Consider the following 15,781-nt stretch of genomic DNA (forward strand, 5'->3'; position numbering starts at 1 on the left):
TCAGACGACCTCCTTGCCGAGCGCCTTCAACAGCGCGCGGAGACCCTCGACGTCCTCGGCGGCGAGCGGCGCGAGCGGGCGGCGGGGGAGGCCGACCGGGATGCCCTGGAGCTCGAGGCCGGCCTTGATGCCAGGGATGAAGCCGGTGGCGAAGAGGTGCGAGATGACGGGGTAGACCCGCTTCCACTCGGTCAGGGCGTCGGTGAGGTTGCCTTCGGCGATGAGCCGGGTGACGGTGACGATCTCGTCCGGTACGACGTTGGCGGCGCCGGCCATCACCGCAACGGCGCCTTCGGCGAGGGCGCTGTAGGTGTAGACGTCCCAGCCGACGATGGTGCCGATGACGTCGCTGTGGTCGTGGATCAGGGTCAGAGCCTGCTCCCAGTTGGCGCTGGAGTCCTTGATGTAACGGATGTTGTCGACCTCGGTCGCCAGTGCACGCACGGTGTCGGGGGCGAGGTTGACGCCGGTCACCGGCGGGATGTTGTAGAGCATGACCGGGATGTCGACGGCGCCGGCGACGTCCTTGATGTAGCTGACCGTCTCGGCCTCCGACAGCGGCTCGTAGAACGGCGTCAGGAGCATGAGCACGTCGGCGCCGCTCCGCTGGGCGGCCTGCGAGAGTCGGATCGCCTCCGCGGTGGTGGTCGCGCCGGTCTGGGCGACGACCGGCACCCGGCCGGCGGTCTGCTCGATGACGGTGTCGACCAGCAGGAGCCGCTCGTCGGTGGAGAGCGAGCCGACCTCGCCGGTGGAGCCGGCGGCGACGACGCCGTTGACGCCGGCGTCGATCGAGCGGTCGACGACCTTGCGCAGGGTGGGGACGTCGATCGACTCGTCGTGGTTGAACGGGGTGGTGAGGGCGGTCAGTACGCCGTGGAGCTCGGTGGTCATGCGAGGGTTCCTTCGGTGGTGGGGTGGGCGGTCGTGATGAGGCGCCGGCCGTCGTCGGCCAGCAGGTCGGAGGCGTTCTGGGCGGCGGAGAAGCCCGAGGTGATGGCGGTCTCGGTGTAGAGAGTCCCGAGGTAGTCGCCGGCGAGGAACACCCGGCCGCCGCCGCGCAGCAGGGTGGGCTGGAGCTTGGCGCGCCCCGGGAAGCAGTACGGTGAGGCGACCCGCCAGCGGTGGGTCTGCGCCTCCACGACGGACTCGGAGAAGCCCGGGTGGTCGAGGACCTGCTCGAGGTCGGCGAGATGGATCCGGGCGACCTCCTCGTCGGACTTGTCGAGAAGGGCCGCGCCGAGCGCGGCGGGGGAGAAGGTCATGAAGCTGCCACCCGGCCGGCGCTCGCCGGCGCCCTCGCGGCCGCGGACGATGCTGGCCTGGTTGAGGGCGATGGCGAAGGATCGCTTGGGGGCGGCGATCGCGTAGATGTCGTCCCAGGGGCGGGCCGAGGTCTCGTCGGTGAGGAACGCGGTGCTGACATGGGGGCCGTACTTGATCTGGCCGAGCGCGTCGCGCACGTCGGTGTCGAGGTCGACGGCGACCCGGTGGGAGACGTCGGCGGTGGTGGCCAGCACGACCGTGCGGGCCTCGACCTCCCGGTCGACCCCGTCCTGGCGGTAGCGCACCACGACCGAGTCCTTCTTCTGCACGACCTCGTGGACCGCGGCGCCGAGCTGCAGCCGGTCGCCGAGCGCGTCCGCGAGAGCGCCGGTCAGGGTGGACGGCCCACCGACGATGCCGCGGCTCAGGCCTTGGCCGAAGCCGAGGACGAGGCTGAAGTAGCCGATACCCGCGCCCTCGGAGATCTGGTCCATGTTGCCGGCCGAGCGGGTCACGGTGGTCTTGAAGAGTGCCGCGGCGTCCTCGGGCAGGTCGCCGACGAGGTCGTCGAACGAACGGCCGTTGGCGAAGTCGTAGATGCGCTGCTGTCGCTCGGCGCCGGTCTCACCGGCCCGTTTGCGTACGACGCGGGTGTAGCGGGCTACCCCGGCGACGACCTTCGAGCCGGCGGTCATCGTCGCCACGCGGGCGGACAGCGGCATCGGGATCCGGAACGGGTACGTCGCGATGTGCCCCTTGCGCAGGAACTTGCCGTTCATCGACAGCGCCTGCAGCGACCCCGGGATGTCGGTCGCCTCGACGCCGACCTCGGTCAGCAGCTCGTCGGTGGAGGAGTCGTGTCCGGCGAAGACGTGACCGCCCCAGTTCAGCCAGTAGGCGCCGCGGCGCTCGGAGCGGATCCGCCCGCCGACGCGGTCGTCGGCCTCGAGCACGAGCACGTCGGTGTGGCGCAGCCGCCAGGCGGCGGAGAGGCCGGCGAGCCCGGCCCCGACGACAACGGCGTCCTTCATGATGACTCCTCTTTCGGTGGTGGTGTGACCCAGACCATACGCTTGTGATCACAGATCACACAAGAGGTGACGCACATCTCCTTCGCAGAACGACGAGAGGGCCCCACGCCGGTGGCGTGGGGCCCTCTCGGTGATCAGGGGCGGTTCGGCAGGTTCCTCAGGCGTCGTCCATCGATGCCCGGATGCGGTCGATGGCCGCGTCCAGAGACTTGGCGGTGATGGCCGAGGCCCGCTTCCCGTCGTGGTCGGAAGCTGCGTCCAGGAGCTGCTCCTGCCAGGTCAGGAGCTCGGCGGGATGCGCCGTGTCGAGCGCCTGCCGGGCACCGAGGATCTTGTAGGTCCGGCAGCGGTTCCACAGCCCCTGGATGAGCTCGACCAGGACTGAGTTGCCGCCAGCTCGATAGAGGGTCGCGAGGAAGCGCTCGTCGCTGTCGAGGTACTCCAACGCGTCGCCGCCGGCGACGGCGGCCTCCATCGCGGCGTACTCCTTCCGCATCGAGGCCAGGTCCTCGTCGGAGACCTGGGCCGCACCCAGCCGGGTCGCCTCGATCTCCAGGAGGCGACGAGTCGAGTAGAGCTCCAGGAGCTCGGTATGGGTGAAGCCCCGCACGACTGCTCCGCGATAGGGAAGTGACTCGGCCAACCCGATCTCCTCGAGCCGGCGGATCGCCTCCCGCACCGGCATCACGCTGGTGCCGAGCTCCTCGGCGAGGTCACGGATGCGCAGTCGGTCACCGACCGCGAGCTCGCCACTGAGGATCGCTGACTGCATGGCCGTGAACACCTGATCGCCGACGCGTCCGCTCAGTTCGATGCGAGGTAAAGGCATGGCTCAAGCGTATCCCGGATGTGATCACAAAAAATGGCAACCCGGGCTCCGGCGGCGCTCTGCGGCTGAATTCGAAGGTGCCCCACGTCGACCTCCTCGTCCCCTGAGCGGGCCACATCGAGTGGAAGACGGCAGTGGCCAGAGTGTTCGGCCCGGTCCAGACCAAGCACGGCTGGAATCTCGGCAAGGTCGTCGACGTGCTCTCTTCGACGCCGCTCGGTCACCTAATCGGTCACGGTCTGGGCGCCTCGGTCCGTCGCTTCGGGTGAACCTCGGACCAGTCCAGACCTTCGAGGTTGACCACGATGGCCTCCTGGGTGGTGCGGGCGATGACGACGACGGCCTCGGAGTCCGGATCGGGGTTCTCCTCGCGGTGCGGGACCCACGGCGGGACGAAGACGTAGTCGCCGGGCGAGGTCTCGACGCGGGTCTCGACGGGCTCGTCGCCGTCGGTGTCGAGGAAGACGAAGACCGGGTTGCCGGAGACGATGTAGATCGCGGTCTCGGAGTCGCCGTGGTGGTGGTTGGCCGAGGCGGTGGAGGCAGGCACGTGGGTCTGGCCCATCCACAGGTTGCGTGCGCCGACGGTCTTGCCGCTGATCGCCTCGGCGCGGCGCATCCCGACGGTCTGCGTCGTCTCCTCGATCAGCGCGCTGGGGGCGATGTGGTGCAGGTGTCGGTGGAACGGGTCGATCTCGGCGGGGACGAGGACACCGCTGGGCGTACGGATGAACTCTTCGTCGGAGGATCCGGCGGGCACGTGGACGGCGGGCATCATGCTCCCTTGGCTAGCTTGAGGGTCGGGGTCTCGGGGGTCGGCTTGGCGAGTGCGGGGCGGAGGACGGCGGCGACCTGCGCACCGATGTCACCGGGCAGGCCGGCGCGGGCGCAGACGTAGAGCGGAAGCGGTGCGGGCGCGGGGAGGTCGTCGCGTACGACCAGGCCTTCGGGCGTCTCACCCATGGTGGCCATGAGGGCGACACCGAGTCCAGCGGCTACTGCTGCCTGGACCCCGGCGAGCTGGATCGCCTCGGCGCCGACGACGGAGGGCAGGCCGTTCGCGCTGAGCGTCTCGACGGCTCGGGTCCGCAGGGCGCACGGGTCGTCGAAGGCGACGAGTGCGATCGGGTCCGTCTCGGTGGGGCGCTGCCATCCGGGGGAGGAGAACCAGGTCAGGTCGAGATCGCCGATGTGGATCGCGGTCGGGTCCTTCGAGGCGTTGAGCAGCAGTGCCAGGTCGATGTCGCCTGAGGTCAGGCCCTCCCGCAGCCGGTGACCCCGGTCGATCCGGAACCGGAACTCGCGTTTCGGCACCGACTGCTCCAGCGCCGCGGAGAGGAACGGCAGCAGCTGGGCGGCGGCATGCTCGGTCGAACCGAGGGTGACGCTGATCACGCCCTCGCTCTCGACGTCGGTCTCGAACCGGCGGACCGTCTCGTCGTGCAGCGTCAGGATCTGTCGCGCCTGACTGAGCAGCAGCTCACCGTCGGAGGTGAAGCGGGAGCCTCGCCCGTGCCGCTCGACGAGCGTGGTCCCCAGGGTCGTCTCCAGGCGCCGTACGTGCTGGCTGACGGCACCCTGGGTCAGGTGCAGCGCGGTCGCGGCGCGCTGGAACCCGCCGAAGTCCGCGACGGCCACCAGGCTGCGCAGCGGCGCGATGTCCAGATTCCGTCCCATGTCCATCAGGCTACTGCACTTTCGATGAGCGTTCGTGATGTGTCGTCATTGTGAAACGTCGTTAGACCATGCCCCATTTGTCGATCAGACTGATAGACAAACACCGGCTTGGGTCGGTGATCGCAGCCAGCACACGCCGATGCCCGGAAGGGGACGTACATGTCTCGACGAACCATCAAGCTCGGTGCCGTCCCGTACGGAACCGGCGGGCCCGGGCAGCACCGACTGTGGCTCGACCCGGAGATCCCCGGCGACGCCAGCGTGAACATCGACTGGTTCATCCAGATCGCGAAGCTGGCCGAGGCGGGCCGCTTCGACCTGATGTTCATCGTCGACAGCCAGTTCATCACCCCGCACAGCCCGCCCCACTACCTCAACCGGCTCGAGCCCTTCACGCTGCTGTCCGCGGTCGCGACCCACACGAGCAACCTCGGCCTGGTCGGCACCGGCACGACGAGCTTCAACAGCCCCTTCAACCTCGTCCGCCGCCTGGCCTCCCTCGATCTGATCAGCCGCGGCCGGGCCGGCTGGAACGTGGTCACCACCGGCGACGCCGGCACCGCCACCAACTACGGCCTCGAGGAGCACTACGACTACGACACCCGCTACGGCCGGGCCCAGGAGTACGTCGAGCTGGCCCGCGCGCTGTGGGACTCCTACGAGGACGATGCGTTCCCGCGTGACCGGGAGACCGGCCGGTTCCTCGACCCCGACAAGCAGCACGTCCTCAACCATGAGGGCACCTACTTCAAGGTCGCGGGTCCGCTCAACCTCCAGCGCAGCCCGCAGGGGCATCCGGTGATCTTCCAGGCCGGCGACTCCGACCAGGGCCGCGACCTCGGCGCCTCGGTAGGGGAGGGGATCTTCACCCACGCCCCGGACATCCCGAGCGGGAAGGCGTTCTACGACGACATCAAGACGCGTGCGAAGGGGTTCGGCCGCGACCCGGAGGAGATCGTGATCCTCCCCGGGGTCAAGGTCGTCGTCGGCGACACCGACGAGGAGGCCCGCGAGATCGAGGCGGCCGACCACGAGCGCGACCACGGTTTCGACGAGGCGCTGGCCGAGTTCGGCCGCCCGTTCGGGTGGCACGACTTCCGCCGGTACGACCTCGACGCGCCGTTCCCCGTCGAAGCCCTCGTGCACGGGGAGCGCTCGTTCTACACCCAGGCGCAGAAGATCACCCAGCGAGCCCGTGAGAACGGCTGGACCCTGCGCCAGGCCGTGGAGGCCAACCGGATCTTTCGCAAGAGCGAGTTCGTCGGCAGCCCGGCGACCGTCGCCACCAAGCTCCAGGAGTGGTGGGAGGCCCGAGCCTGCGACGGCTTCAACATCGGCGTCGACCACCCCGGCAACTTCCGGCGCATCGTCGAGGAGGTGGTCCCGATCCTCCAGGAGCGAGGCGTCTTCCGTCGCGACTACGAGGCCACCACGCTGCGCGGCAACCTCGGCCTGCCGATCCCGGAGAACCGGCACACCGCCGCTCGGCGCCTGACCGCGGCCGGCTGACGCACACCCAGCCACCAGACCTCTCGGGTATGCCCATCAACCCCGCACCTAAGGACGAACACCCATGGCCCACACGGCGCCCGCCCACGGCGGCATCAGCACCACCATCAATCCCAGGCTCAGCCGCCGCGGCCTGCTGGGCATCGGCCTCGGTGCCTCGTTGGTCTTCGCCCTGGAGGCCTGTGGCTCCTCCAGCGCGGGTGAGTCCGGCGCCGACCGGATCACCTGGGCCTGGCAGCTGCCCACCACCTGGGACCCGGTGACCTCCTCGGCGGGCTCCGACGTACAGATGCTCTCGCTGGTCTACGAGGCCGTCACCGGGCTCGATGAGGAGGGCAACCCGGTGCCGTGGCTGGCGGAGAAGTGGACCTACAACGACGCCGGGACCCAGGTCACCTTCACGCTCAAGCAGGGCCTGAAGTTCAGCGACGGCTCCGCGCTCGATGCGACCGCGGTCGCGAAGTCGATCGAGTACGGACGTACGACCAAGGGGTCTCTCATCGCCCCGCAGATGGTCGGCATCACGAAGGTCACCGCGAGCGGCGACCTCGATGTGGTCATCGACCTGAGCGAGGTCGACTATCAGATCCCGGCGCTGTTCGCGGGCAAGACCGGCATGGTCGTCAACCCCGCCGTCTTCGAGAAGGACGCTGCCTCGCTGGCGACCAAGCCCGCCGGGTCGGGTCCGTTCTCGCTGACCAAGTACGTGCAGAACGACCACGCCGAGCTGGTCAAGAACGACCACTACCAGCTCGCCGACCAGATCGAGGTCGGGGAGTTCCACCTCTACCCGCAGCCGGACCCGGCCACGGCCGTCGCCGGCGTCCAGTCCGGTCAGTACAACATCGCCCGCATCGGTGGGGCCCAGGTCGAGCAGGCCGAGAAGGCCGGTCTCGACGTCCAGATCCTCGACTCGATGTTCGTGAGCTGCCTGGACGTCCACGCCGCGAAGAAGCCGTTCGACGACCCGGCCGTGGTCGAGGCGCTCAAGTTCGGCATCGACCGGGAGAAGATCAAGAAGGTCGCCAACTTCGATGTCGGCGACGTGAACTACCAGCTCTTCCCGAAGGGGTACGTCGGCTACAACCCCGAGCTCGAGGGCATCTACGAGTACAACCCGGAGAAGGCCAAGAAGATCCTCGCGGACGCCGGCTACACGGCTCCGGTCACGGGCGAGTTCACCAGCAGCGGCAGCGCCACCGCCGCCGTGGAGCTGATCCAGGCCCAGCTCAAGGAGATCGGGATCGACCTCACGATCAAGACGATCCCGCAGACCCAGCACACCCAGATCGTCTACATCGAGCACCAGCAGGCGTTGGCGTACGACGGCTTCGCCGGTCGTGAGTCCCCGGTCCAGGCCTTCCAGGTGCTCTTCGGCAAGGAGGGGCTGATGAACCCGGCCCGCAAGACCAACCCTGCTCTCGAGGCCCAGCTGAAGAAGGTGCGCTCCACGCCGACCGACGATCCGAGCTACCCCGCCGTGCTCCAGGAGGCGACCCGGATCGCCATCACCAACTTCCCCAACACCTTCCTCTACAACGCGCCGCGGGTGATCATCCGCAAGGGCGTCTCCGAGCTCGCTCCGCTGCCGAGCCTGCAGCGCTTCGAAGGAGTGACGACCTCGTGAGCGTGGCCGAGGTGGCAGCACCTCCCGGTGCGGTCGAGGGGGTGGCCGGGCCGGCGCGGCGTACGTCGGCCTCGGTCGCCGGGTGGGGTCGGCGGATCCTCAACCTGGTCGGGATCACCGTGTTCGTCCTGTTCCTGGCCTCGGTGATCACCTTCGCGCTCGGCGCGATGGCGAAGACCAACCCCGCCGCGGCGGTGCTGGGCGAGACCGCGACGGCCGCGGACATCGCCCGGCTCGACCACCAGTTCGGGCTCGACCGGCCCCTGGTCGTGCGGTACGTCGACTGGGTCACCCACGCCGTCCAGGGCGACCTCGGGGTCTCCTGGTACACCACCGTCCCGGTCAGCGACAGCATCGCCCAGGCGCTCCCGGTCGACCTCTCGATCGCCGTGTTCGCGATCCTCCTGGCGATCCTCATCGGTGGCTCGGCCGGCATCGGGGCCGCGCTGAGCAACGGCGGCCTCTTCGACCGAGCCGTCACCCTGGTCTGCTCGCTGCTCGGCACGCTCCCGCCGTTCGTGATCGGCATGGCCCTGATCGTGCTGTTCGCGGTGAACCTGCAGCTGCTCCCCGCCGGCGGATACGTCCCGTTCGCGGAGTCTCCGAGCGAGTGGCTGCGGTTCGCGGTCCTGCCCTCGCTGGCGCTGAGTCTCGACGTGGCCGCCTCGATCGCCCGCCAGCTGCGTACGTCACTGGTCGGCGCGCTGCGCGAGAACTACGCCATCGGCGCCGAGATGCGCGGATACACGCGCCGTCGGGTGCTCTTCGGCCACGTGCTGCGCAACGCCGCCGCGCCCACGCTCGCCGTCATCGGGCTGGCGATCCCGCTGGTCATCGGGGGCGCGGTCATGACCGAGAAGCTCTTCGGCCTCCCCGGGATCGCCCAGCTCGCGCTGGACGCCTCGGAGAAGGGCGACGTGCCGGTCGTGCTCGGCACCCTCCTGGTCACCGCCCTGGTGGTCGTGGTCGCCAGCCTCGTCGTGAACGTCGCCCAGACCGCGCTGGATCCGGCCGCGCGCCGGGCGAGCGGGAAGGGCGGGACGGCGTGAGGACGCTCAAGGCCCTGTGGGCACAACCGAGCAGCCGGTTCGCCTTCGTCGTCCTCGCCGTCGTCGCGTTCCTGGTGGTCTTCGGGGGCGCCCTCGCCCCTCACGACCCGTTGCGCCAGTACTCCGACCGCGTCCTGGAAGGTCCCTCCGCCGAGCACCTGCTCGGCACCGACTACGTCGGCCGCGACGTACTCTCGCGGCTCCTGGCCGGCACCCGGCTCTCCGTGGTCGGTGCCCTGGAGGCGGTCGTCATCGCGGCTCTCATCGGCGTGCCGAGCGGGCTGTTCTCCGCGTGGATGGGGCGCGTCGGCGAGTGGATCTCGCTGCGGGTCGCGGACACGCTGATGATCCTGCCCTTCACCGTCTTCGCCATCGCGGTGGCAGGCACCATCGGCAACGGGCTCCAGCAGGCGATGGTGGCCATCGGGATCCTGGTCAGCCCGATGTTCTTCCGGGTGACCCGGGCCGTCGCGCTGGGCCTGCGCCGCACCCAGTACGTCGAGGCGGCCGAGCTGATGGGCGCGAGCCAGTGGTGGACGCTGCGCACCCACATCTGGAGCAAGGTCCTGCCGAACGTGGCGGTGACCGCGGCCCATGCCACCGGCGCCAGCCTGCTCGTGGTCGCGTCGCTGTCCTTCCTCGGCATCGGCGTCCAGCCGCCGGCGCCGACGTGGGGCGGCATGCTCTCGGCTGACCTCGGCTATCTCGCCCAGCAGAGCTGGGCGCCGATCTTCCCCGCGCTGATGATGATGGCGACCGTCGGGTCCCTGAACCTGCTCGCCGACGGCATCCGCGACGCCGGCACCCAGCGTCGCCGCCGGCCGGGGATCGTCGCACGCGCTCTTCGAAAGGAGGCGGCCGATGTCGCTGCCTGATGTGCGGAAACCGGTCGACGGGACCGGAGGCCGGACCCTCGATGTCGAGGGGCTCCAGGTCAGCGTCGGCGACCATCTCGTCGCTGTGCGTGAGGTGTCCTTCGGCATCGACCGCGGCGAGGCCGTCGGCCTCGTCGGAGAGTCCGGGAGCGGGAAGACGCTGACCTGCCGCTCGATCCTCGGGCTGCTCCCCGAGACCGGCGAGATCGATGCCGGCCGGATCGTCCTCGGGGAGGGCGAGGGGTCCGTCGACCTGACCCACGCGAAGCGCCAGGTGTGGGACCAGGTCCGCGGCACCCGGATCGGCGCGGTCTTCCAGGACCCGGGCTCCTACCTCAACCCCGGCATCACCGTCGGCCACCAGCTCGTCGAGCAGCTTCGGGTGCGGGCCGGCCTCTCTCGGCGCGAGGCCAACGAGAAGGCGATCAGCCTCTTCGGTGAGGTCGGGCTGCACAACGCCGAGGACGTCTTCCACCAGTACCCCCACCAGCTCTCCGGCGGGATGCTCCAGCGGGTGCTGATCGCGATCGCGGTCGCCTGTGAGCCGGAGCTCCTCATCGCCGACGAGGCGACCACCGCCCTCGACACGGTCGTGCAGGCGGAGATCCTCGAGCTCATCGCGCGTCTGCGCCGCACCCACGAGCTCTCCCTCCTGCTGGTCACCCACGACCTCGCCGTCGTGGCGGAGACCTGCGACCGGGTGCTCGTCATGTACGGCGGCGAGATCGTCGAGAGCGGCACCACCTCCGAGGTGCTCGAGGACCCACGCCACCCCTACACCCGCGCGCTGCTGTCGGTCGCCTCGATCGGGGACTGGAGCCGTCGGAGCCTCGAGGTGATCCCGGGCCAGCCGCCCGCCGCCGGGGAGAGGATGCCCGGATGCCGGTTCGCGCCGCGCTGCCGGTTCAGCACCGACGCGTGCACGAGCGGTCCGGTCGCGGAGAGCAGCTTCGCACCCGGCAGATCGGCACGCTGCGTACGTCTGGACGAACTCGACGAGCTCGACCAGGAGTCCACCTCGCACCTCGAGGGCACCGTCCAGGACCGGGTGGAGGCATCGGCATGAGCACCCCGTTGTTGTCCGTCACCGGCCTGTCGGTGACCTACGCCCCGCCGCGCAGAGGCACCAACCTCGGCACCGGCGCCGCGCTGCGCGACGTGTCGATCGACGTCCGTGCCGGCGAGATCGTCGGGATCGTCGGCGAGACCGGGTCCGGGAAGACGACCCTCGCCCGGGCGACGGTCGGACTGGTCGCCCCGGCGTCCGGGAGCATCACCTTCGACGGCACCGACGTCGGCGGCCTCCAGGGCGCTGCCCTGCGCCGCTTCCGTCGCCGCGGCGAGATCCAGCTCGTCTTCCAGGACCCGCTGCGCTCCCTCGACCCGGACCTCACCGTCGACCAGCTCGTCGGCGAGCCGCTCGCCGTGGCCGGCCGGCTCGACCGGGCGGCGCGCCGTGAGCGTGTCGACGAGGCGCTGGACCTGGTCGGTCTGGAGCCGGACTCCGTGCGGGACCGTCTCCCGCGCCAGCTCTCCGGCGGGCAGCGCCAGCGGGTCTCCCTGGCCCGCGCCATCGTCACCCGCCCGAAGCTGCTCTTCTGCGACGAGCCGGTCAGCGCGCTGGACGTCTCCAACCGCAACCTCGTGCTCAGCCTGCTCGACAGACTGCGCCGGGAGCTCGGCCTCGCGGTGGTGATCATCGCCCACGACCTGTCCTCCCTGGCCGGGATCGCCGACCGGATCGCCGTCTTCTACCGCAGCCGCCTGGTCGAGATCGGACCGGTCGAGGACGTGCTCACCGACCCCGCGCACCCCTACACCGGCCTGCTCACCGCCTCGGCGCCCTCGGTCGCCCATGAGGATCGGCTGCGTCCGGCCGACCTGCGGCGCGACGCGGAGGCCGACCCGTGGCCCGCCGGGGGAGAGGACTGCGTGTTCGCCGCACGTTGCCGCTTCGCCCACGACGCCTGCCATGCCCAGCCCGACCTGGGAGCCGTCCAGGACGACGGCGACCGAGCCGCCGCCTGCCATCTCGCCGGCACCTGGATCGAGCAGATCCGGGTGCGCAGCTCCAGCACCCTCCACCCGGCTCCGGCCGGCTGACGAAAGGCACTCGCCATGACCACACCCGCCGACTACACCGACGTCGAGATCCTCGGCATGATCGGCACCGCCGACGCCTCCGAGATCCGGCCCTCCGACGGCACCGTCATCGATGCCGACTACACCGCCCGCTTCGCCAGGGCACACGAGGACGGCGGCTTCGACCGCGTCCTGATCGGCTACGGCTCCGGCTGGTCGGAAGGCACCCAGGTCGCCGCCTTCGCCGCCGCCACCACCGAACGGCTCGGCCTATTGATCGCCCACCGGCCCGGCGTCGTGCACCCGACGCTCGCCTCGCGCACCTTCACCACGCTGGACCACTTCAGCAAGGGCCGGGTCGCGCTCAACATCGTCACCGGCTCCAGCAACATCGAGCAGCGCCGCGAGGGCGACTACCTCCCGCACGACGAGCGCTACGCCCGCACCGACGAGTACCTCCAGATCCTCCGCTCCTCCTGGGACACCAGGGGACCGCGCGACTTCGAGGGCGACTACTACCGCTTCGAGGGGTTCACCCCGCAGGTCTTCCCCTACGAGGACCGCCACCTGGAGCTCTTCTTCGGCGGCAGCTCGCCGGCGGCGTACGTCGTGGGGGCCAAGCACGCCGACACCTACATGCTGTGGGGCGAGCCGCTCGCGCCGACCGGCGAGCAGATCGAGACGATCAGCGCGAAGGCGGCCGAGGCGGGGCGCGCGACCCGGCCACGCGTGTCGGTCTCGTTCCGGCCGATCCTCGGGAAGACCGATGCGGAGGCGTGGGAGCGGGCCCACGGGATCCTCGACACCATCAACGGAGCGGTGGGGACCGCCTTCAAGGAGAAGGTCAACAAGCTCCACCCCCAGGGCCAGGCGCCGGAGAACGCCGGCTCCCGCCGCCTCCTCGAGGCCGCGGCCCAGAGTGACCTGCACGACCGTTGCCTGTGGACCCCCACCTCCAAGGCCGTGGGTGGTGGCGGCAACTCCACCGCCCTGGTCGGCTCGCCCGAGACGGTCGCCGCGGCCATCCTCGACTACGTCGAGATCGGCGTGAACACCGTCCTCATCCGCGGCTACGACCCGCTCCAGGACGCCATCGACTACGGCAAGGACCTGCTCCCGCTCGTGCGCCAGGAGCTCGCGCACCGCGCGGCCCGGGCTCGGGTCGTCGCGGTCTGAGCCGCGGGACACGAGAGCAGAGATGACGTACGAGAAGAGTCCACCGGCGCCGTTGCGACGCCCCCTGGAAGGCGTACGCGTGGTGGAGCTGACCCATGTCGCCGCCGGCCCGTTCGCGGGCATGCTCTTGGCCGACCTCGGCGCGGACGTGGTCAAGGTCGAGCCGCCGAGCGGTGACCAGATGCGGGGGTGGCCGCCGTTCGCGTCGGTGGCCACCGACGCGGGGGAGGAGAGGTTCAGTCACAACTTCGCCTCGGTCAACCGCAACAAGCGCTCGGTCGTCGCCGACCTGAAGGATCCCGAGCAGCTGGTCCACGTCCAGGGCCTGATCGCCGCGGCCGACGTCGTCGTCGAGAACTACCGTCCCGGCGTCCTGGACCGGCTCGGTCTCGGCTACGACCAGGTCAGCGACGCTCACCCGGGGCTCGTGTACTGCTCGATCTCCGGATACGGCCTGACCAGCCCGTATCTCAACGACGGCGCCTACGACGTCGTCATCCAGGGCATGTCCGGGCTGATGAGCGTCACCGGCCATCCGGACGCCTCCCCGGTGAAGGCGGGTGTCCCGGTCGGCGACTTCACCGCCGGCCTCTACGCCGCCTACACGATCGCGGCGCTCCTGCCGCAGACCCGCGGCACCGGCCGATCGGTCCGGGTGGACTGCCCCATGCTCGACTGCCTCCTGGGCGTCTCGGCGCTCCAGACCAGCGAGTACTGGGGGTCGAGGGAGGAACCCCGGCGGCTCGGCACCGCCCATCCGCGCAACGCGCCCTACCAGGGATTCAGCGCCCAGGACGCCGACTTCACGGTCGCGGCGGGCAACGACCGGCTCTGGGCCGCCGTCACCGACGTCGTCGGCAGGCCCGACCTCGTCACCGACGCGCGCTTCGTCACCCAGCTCGACCGGGTCTCCCATCAGCACGAGCTGGAGGTGATCCTCCAGGAGCGCTTCGCCACCGAGAAGCGCGACCACTGGGTCGCCGAGCTGCGTGCCCGAGGCGTGCCGTGCGGACCGGTCAACACCGTCGGGGAGATCCTCGCCGATCCTCATGTCGAGGCGACCGGGCTCGTCCAGGAGCTCGACATCCCGGTCGCCGGACCGACTCCGACCGTCGTCTACCCCGCCCGGATCAGCGGCCTGGACGCCCGTCTTGACCGGGGCGCGCCCTCCCTCGGGCACCACACCGACGAGGTGCTGGCGGAGTGGGGCGCGCGATGAGCCTCCAGGTCACCCGAGGTCCGGTCTGGACGATCCGGCTGAACCGGCCCGAGGTGGCGAACGCGCTCGGCGTCGACCTGGTCGAGGCCTTTCACGGTGCCCTCGACCAGGCTGAGGCGGAGCAACCGGACGCCCTCGTCGTACGCGGCAACGACCGGCACTTCGCCTCCGGGTTCGACCTGGGTGGCCTCCAGGAGGAGACGGACGGGTCCCTCGCCCTCCGGTTCCTGAGGATCGGCCTTCTCCTCGAGCGTCTCGCGTCGATGCCCTTCCTCACCATCGCCGTGGTCGAGGGAGCCGCCGTCGGGGCAGGCGCGGACCTCGCCCTCGCCTGCGACCACCGCATCGGAAACGCCCAGGCGTCCTTCCGCTTCCCCGGCGCCGGGTTCGGAGTCGTCCTCGGCGCTCGTCGCCTGACCCGGGTCGCCGGCGCGCACCGTGCGCTGGACGGAAACAGCCCGGTCCGCGCCGCCGAGGCAGCCGGCATCGGTCTGCTCACCACCCTGACCGACACGCCGTCGCAGGCGGCCGACGAGGTCGTACGCCGCTGGCAGCAGGTTTCCCCGGTCGCCCGGCCGGGTCTCCTCGCTCAGAGCCGCACCCCGGAGCCCGACGGTTCGCTGGCTGCGCTCGCCCGGTCCGTCGCCGTCCCGGGACTCCGCGAACGGATCAGCGCCTTCGCCACCCACGCCAGAACTTCCCTGACAGGAGCATCACGATGACCATCACCAGCAACACCCGCCCCGCGACCTGGGACGAGCCCGTGGGCAGCAAGGCCCGCGGCACCCTCGTCCTGCTGCCCGGCCGCGGTGAGACCGCCACGTCCTACCAGCGTTTCGGCCGGCGCCTCTCGGCCGACGCCTACAAGGTGCGTCTGGTGGAGGTCGATCTCGACGACCTGGCGGGCAGCCGGGCCGCGGTCGAGGCGATCCTCGCCGACGAGCTCCTGCCCTCACCGAAGGTCCTCGTCGGCGCGGACTCGGGGGCCACCCTCGCCGCCACCCTCGTCGACGACGTCGACGTCGACGCTGCCGTGATCGCCGGCCTCGTCCTGCCGGACTCGGCGCGGGTCGAGGACTGGGAGGAGGAGATCGAGGCTCGCAGCGCCTGCCCCGTGCACCGGCAGGTGATCGGGGACGACGCTGCCTTCGAGCGTGGTGGCCTGGCCGCGCCGCTGCCCAGTGAGTGGGCCGACCTGGACCTGCCCGCCACGGCGAAGCCGGTCCTGGTGATCCACGGCTCGGCGGACCCGGTCACGTCGCCCCGGCAGGCGTTCGAGGCGTACGCAGGTCTGCCCACCGCCCGGCGACGTGCCGTCGTCGGAGGGCGCCACGACATCCTCAACGACGTCACCCACCGTTCGGTGGCCGCGACGATCGTGCTCTTCCTGGAGTCGCTCAAGCTCGGGTCGGAGCTGCCCGAGATCGTCACCGAGGCCTGA

General features: G+C 70.5%; 15 protein-coding genes. 10 read left to right on the forward strand and 5 right to left on the reverse strand.

The genetic code is table 11. From position 1 onward, the window contains the following. The 5 genes from dapA to ACZ6WN_RS23750 form a co-directional block, all read right to left on the reverse strand. Window positions 1-894: a 4-hydroxy-tetrahydrodipicolinate synthase gene (dapA, locus tag ACZ6WN_RS23730; protein WP_465868140.1), complete on the reverse strand. Its 894-nt coding sequence runs from the start codon at window positions 892-894 to the stop codon at window positions 1-3. Beyond that, window positions 891-2,297 carry a protoporphyrinogen/coproporphyrinogen oxidase gene (locus tag ACZ6WN_RS23735; RefSeq protein ID WP_465868142.1) on the reverse strand — a complete coding sequence of 469 codons (1,407 nt, stop codon included), beginning with the start codon at window positions 2,295-2,297 and terminating at the stop codon, window positions 891-893. The genes dapA and ACZ6WN_RS23735 overlap by 4 nt, the downstream gene beginning before the upstream one ends. Before the next feature lie 157 nt (window positions 2,298-2,454). After that, on the reverse strand, window positions 2,455-3,126 hold the full coding sequence (locus ACZ6WN_RS23740) for a GntR family transcriptional regulator (protein ID WP_465868144.1): 672 nt from the start codon (window positions 3,124-3,126) through the stop codon (window positions 2,455-2,457). A gap of 232 nt (window positions 3,127-3,358) precedes the next feature. Next, the gene (locus ACZ6WN_RS23745; RefSeq protein ID WP_465868146.1) at window positions 3,359-3,901 is read right to left on the reverse strand and encodes a cupin domain-containing protein; all 543 of its coding nucleotides are present in this window, start codon (window positions 3,899-3,901) and stop codon (window positions 3,359-3,361) included. Then, on the reverse strand, window positions 3,901-4,803 hold the full coding sequence (locus tag ACZ6WN_RS23750; RefSeq protein WP_465868148.1) for a LysR family transcriptional regulator: 903 nt from the start codon (window positions 4,801-4,803) through the stop codon (window positions 3,901-3,903). Before ACZ6WN_RS23750 ends, ACZ6WN_RS23745 begins: the two co-directional genes overlap by 1 nt. A gap of 159 nt (window positions 4,804-4,962) precedes the next feature. On the opposite strand from ACZ6WN_RS23750, the gene ACZ6WN_RS23755 reads away from it, so the two are divergent. The 10 genes from ACZ6WN_RS23755 to ACZ6WN_RS23800 all read left to right on the forward strand — a co-directional run bounded on the left by ACZ6WN_RS23755 (window position 4,963) and on the right by ACZ6WN_RS23800 (window position 15,781). Then, window positions 4,963-6,312, forward strand: a complete 1,350-nt coding sequence (locus tag ACZ6WN_RS23755; RefSeq protein WP_465868150.1) for an LLM class flavin-dependent oxidoreductase — start codon at window positions 4,963-4,965, stop codon at window positions 6,310-6,312. 64 nt (window positions 6,313-6,376) lie between these two features. Then, window positions 6,377-7,939, forward strand: coding sequence for an ABC transporter substrate-binding protein (locus ACZ6WN_RS23760; protein WP_465868152.1), 1,563 nt, complete (start codon window positions 6,377-6,379; stop codon window positions 7,937-7,939). Then, a complete protein-coding gene (locus ACZ6WN_RS23765; protein ID WP_465868153.1) occupies window positions 7,936-8,988 on the forward strand; it encodes an ABC transporter permease in 1,053 nt (350 codons plus the stop codon). Before ACZ6WN_RS23760 ends, ACZ6WN_RS23765 begins: the two co-directional genes overlap by 4 nt. Next, a complete protein-coding gene (locus tag ACZ6WN_RS23770; protein ID WP_465868155.1) occupies window positions 8,985-9,863 on the forward strand; it encodes an ABC transporter permease in 879 nt (292 codons plus the stop codon). Before ACZ6WN_RS23765 ends, ACZ6WN_RS23770 begins: the two co-directional genes overlap by 4 nt. Then, window positions 9,850-10,929 (forward strand): ABC transporter ATP-binding protein, encoded by a 1,080-nt coding sequence (locus ACZ6WN_RS23775; RefSeq protein ID WP_465868157.1) that lies wholly within the window; start codon window positions 9,850-9,852, stop codon window positions 10,927-10,929. Before ACZ6WN_RS23770 ends, ACZ6WN_RS23775 begins: the two co-directional genes overlap by 14 nt. Continuing rightward, window positions 10,926-11,966 (forward strand): ABC transporter ATP-binding protein, encoded by a 1,041-nt coding sequence (locus tag ACZ6WN_RS23780; RefSeq protein ID WP_465868158.1) that lies wholly within the window; start codon window positions 10,926-10,928, stop codon window positions 11,964-11,966. The genes ACZ6WN_RS23775 and ACZ6WN_RS23780 overlap by 4 nt, the downstream gene beginning before the upstream one ends. A gap of 15 nt (window positions 11,967-11,981) precedes the next feature. Next, window positions 11,982-13,121 carry an LLM class flavin-dependent oxidoreductase gene (locus ACZ6WN_RS23785; protein WP_465868160.1) on the forward strand — a complete coding sequence of 380 codons (1,140 nt, stop codon included), beginning with the start codon at window positions 11,982-11,984 and terminating at the stop codon, window positions 13,119-13,121. A 22-nt stretch (window positions 13,122-13,143) separates the two neighbouring features. Continuing rightward, entirely contained in the window at window positions 13,144-14,340 is a 1,197-nt protein-coding gene (locus ACZ6WN_RS23790; RefSeq protein ID WP_465868162.1) for a CaiB/BaiF CoA transferase family protein, read from the forward strand. Further along, the gene (locus ACZ6WN_RS23795) at window positions 14,337-15,062 is read left to right on the forward strand and encodes an enoyl-CoA hydratase/isomerase family protein (RefSeq protein ID WP_465868164.1); all 726 of its coding nucleotides are present in this window, start codon (window positions 14,337-14,339) and stop codon (window positions 15,060-15,062) included. The genes ACZ6WN_RS23790 and ACZ6WN_RS23795 overlap by 4 nt, the downstream gene beginning before the upstream one ends. Then, on the forward strand, window positions 15,059-15,781 hold the full coding sequence (locus tag ACZ6WN_RS23800) for an alpha/beta hydrolase (protein ID WP_465868166.1): 723 nt from the start codon (window positions 15,059-15,061) through the stop codon (window positions 15,779-15,781). Before ACZ6WN_RS23795 ends, ACZ6WN_RS23800 begins: the two co-directional genes overlap by 4 nt.

Source organism: Nocardioides sp. NPDC054178, assembly GCF_055585005.1.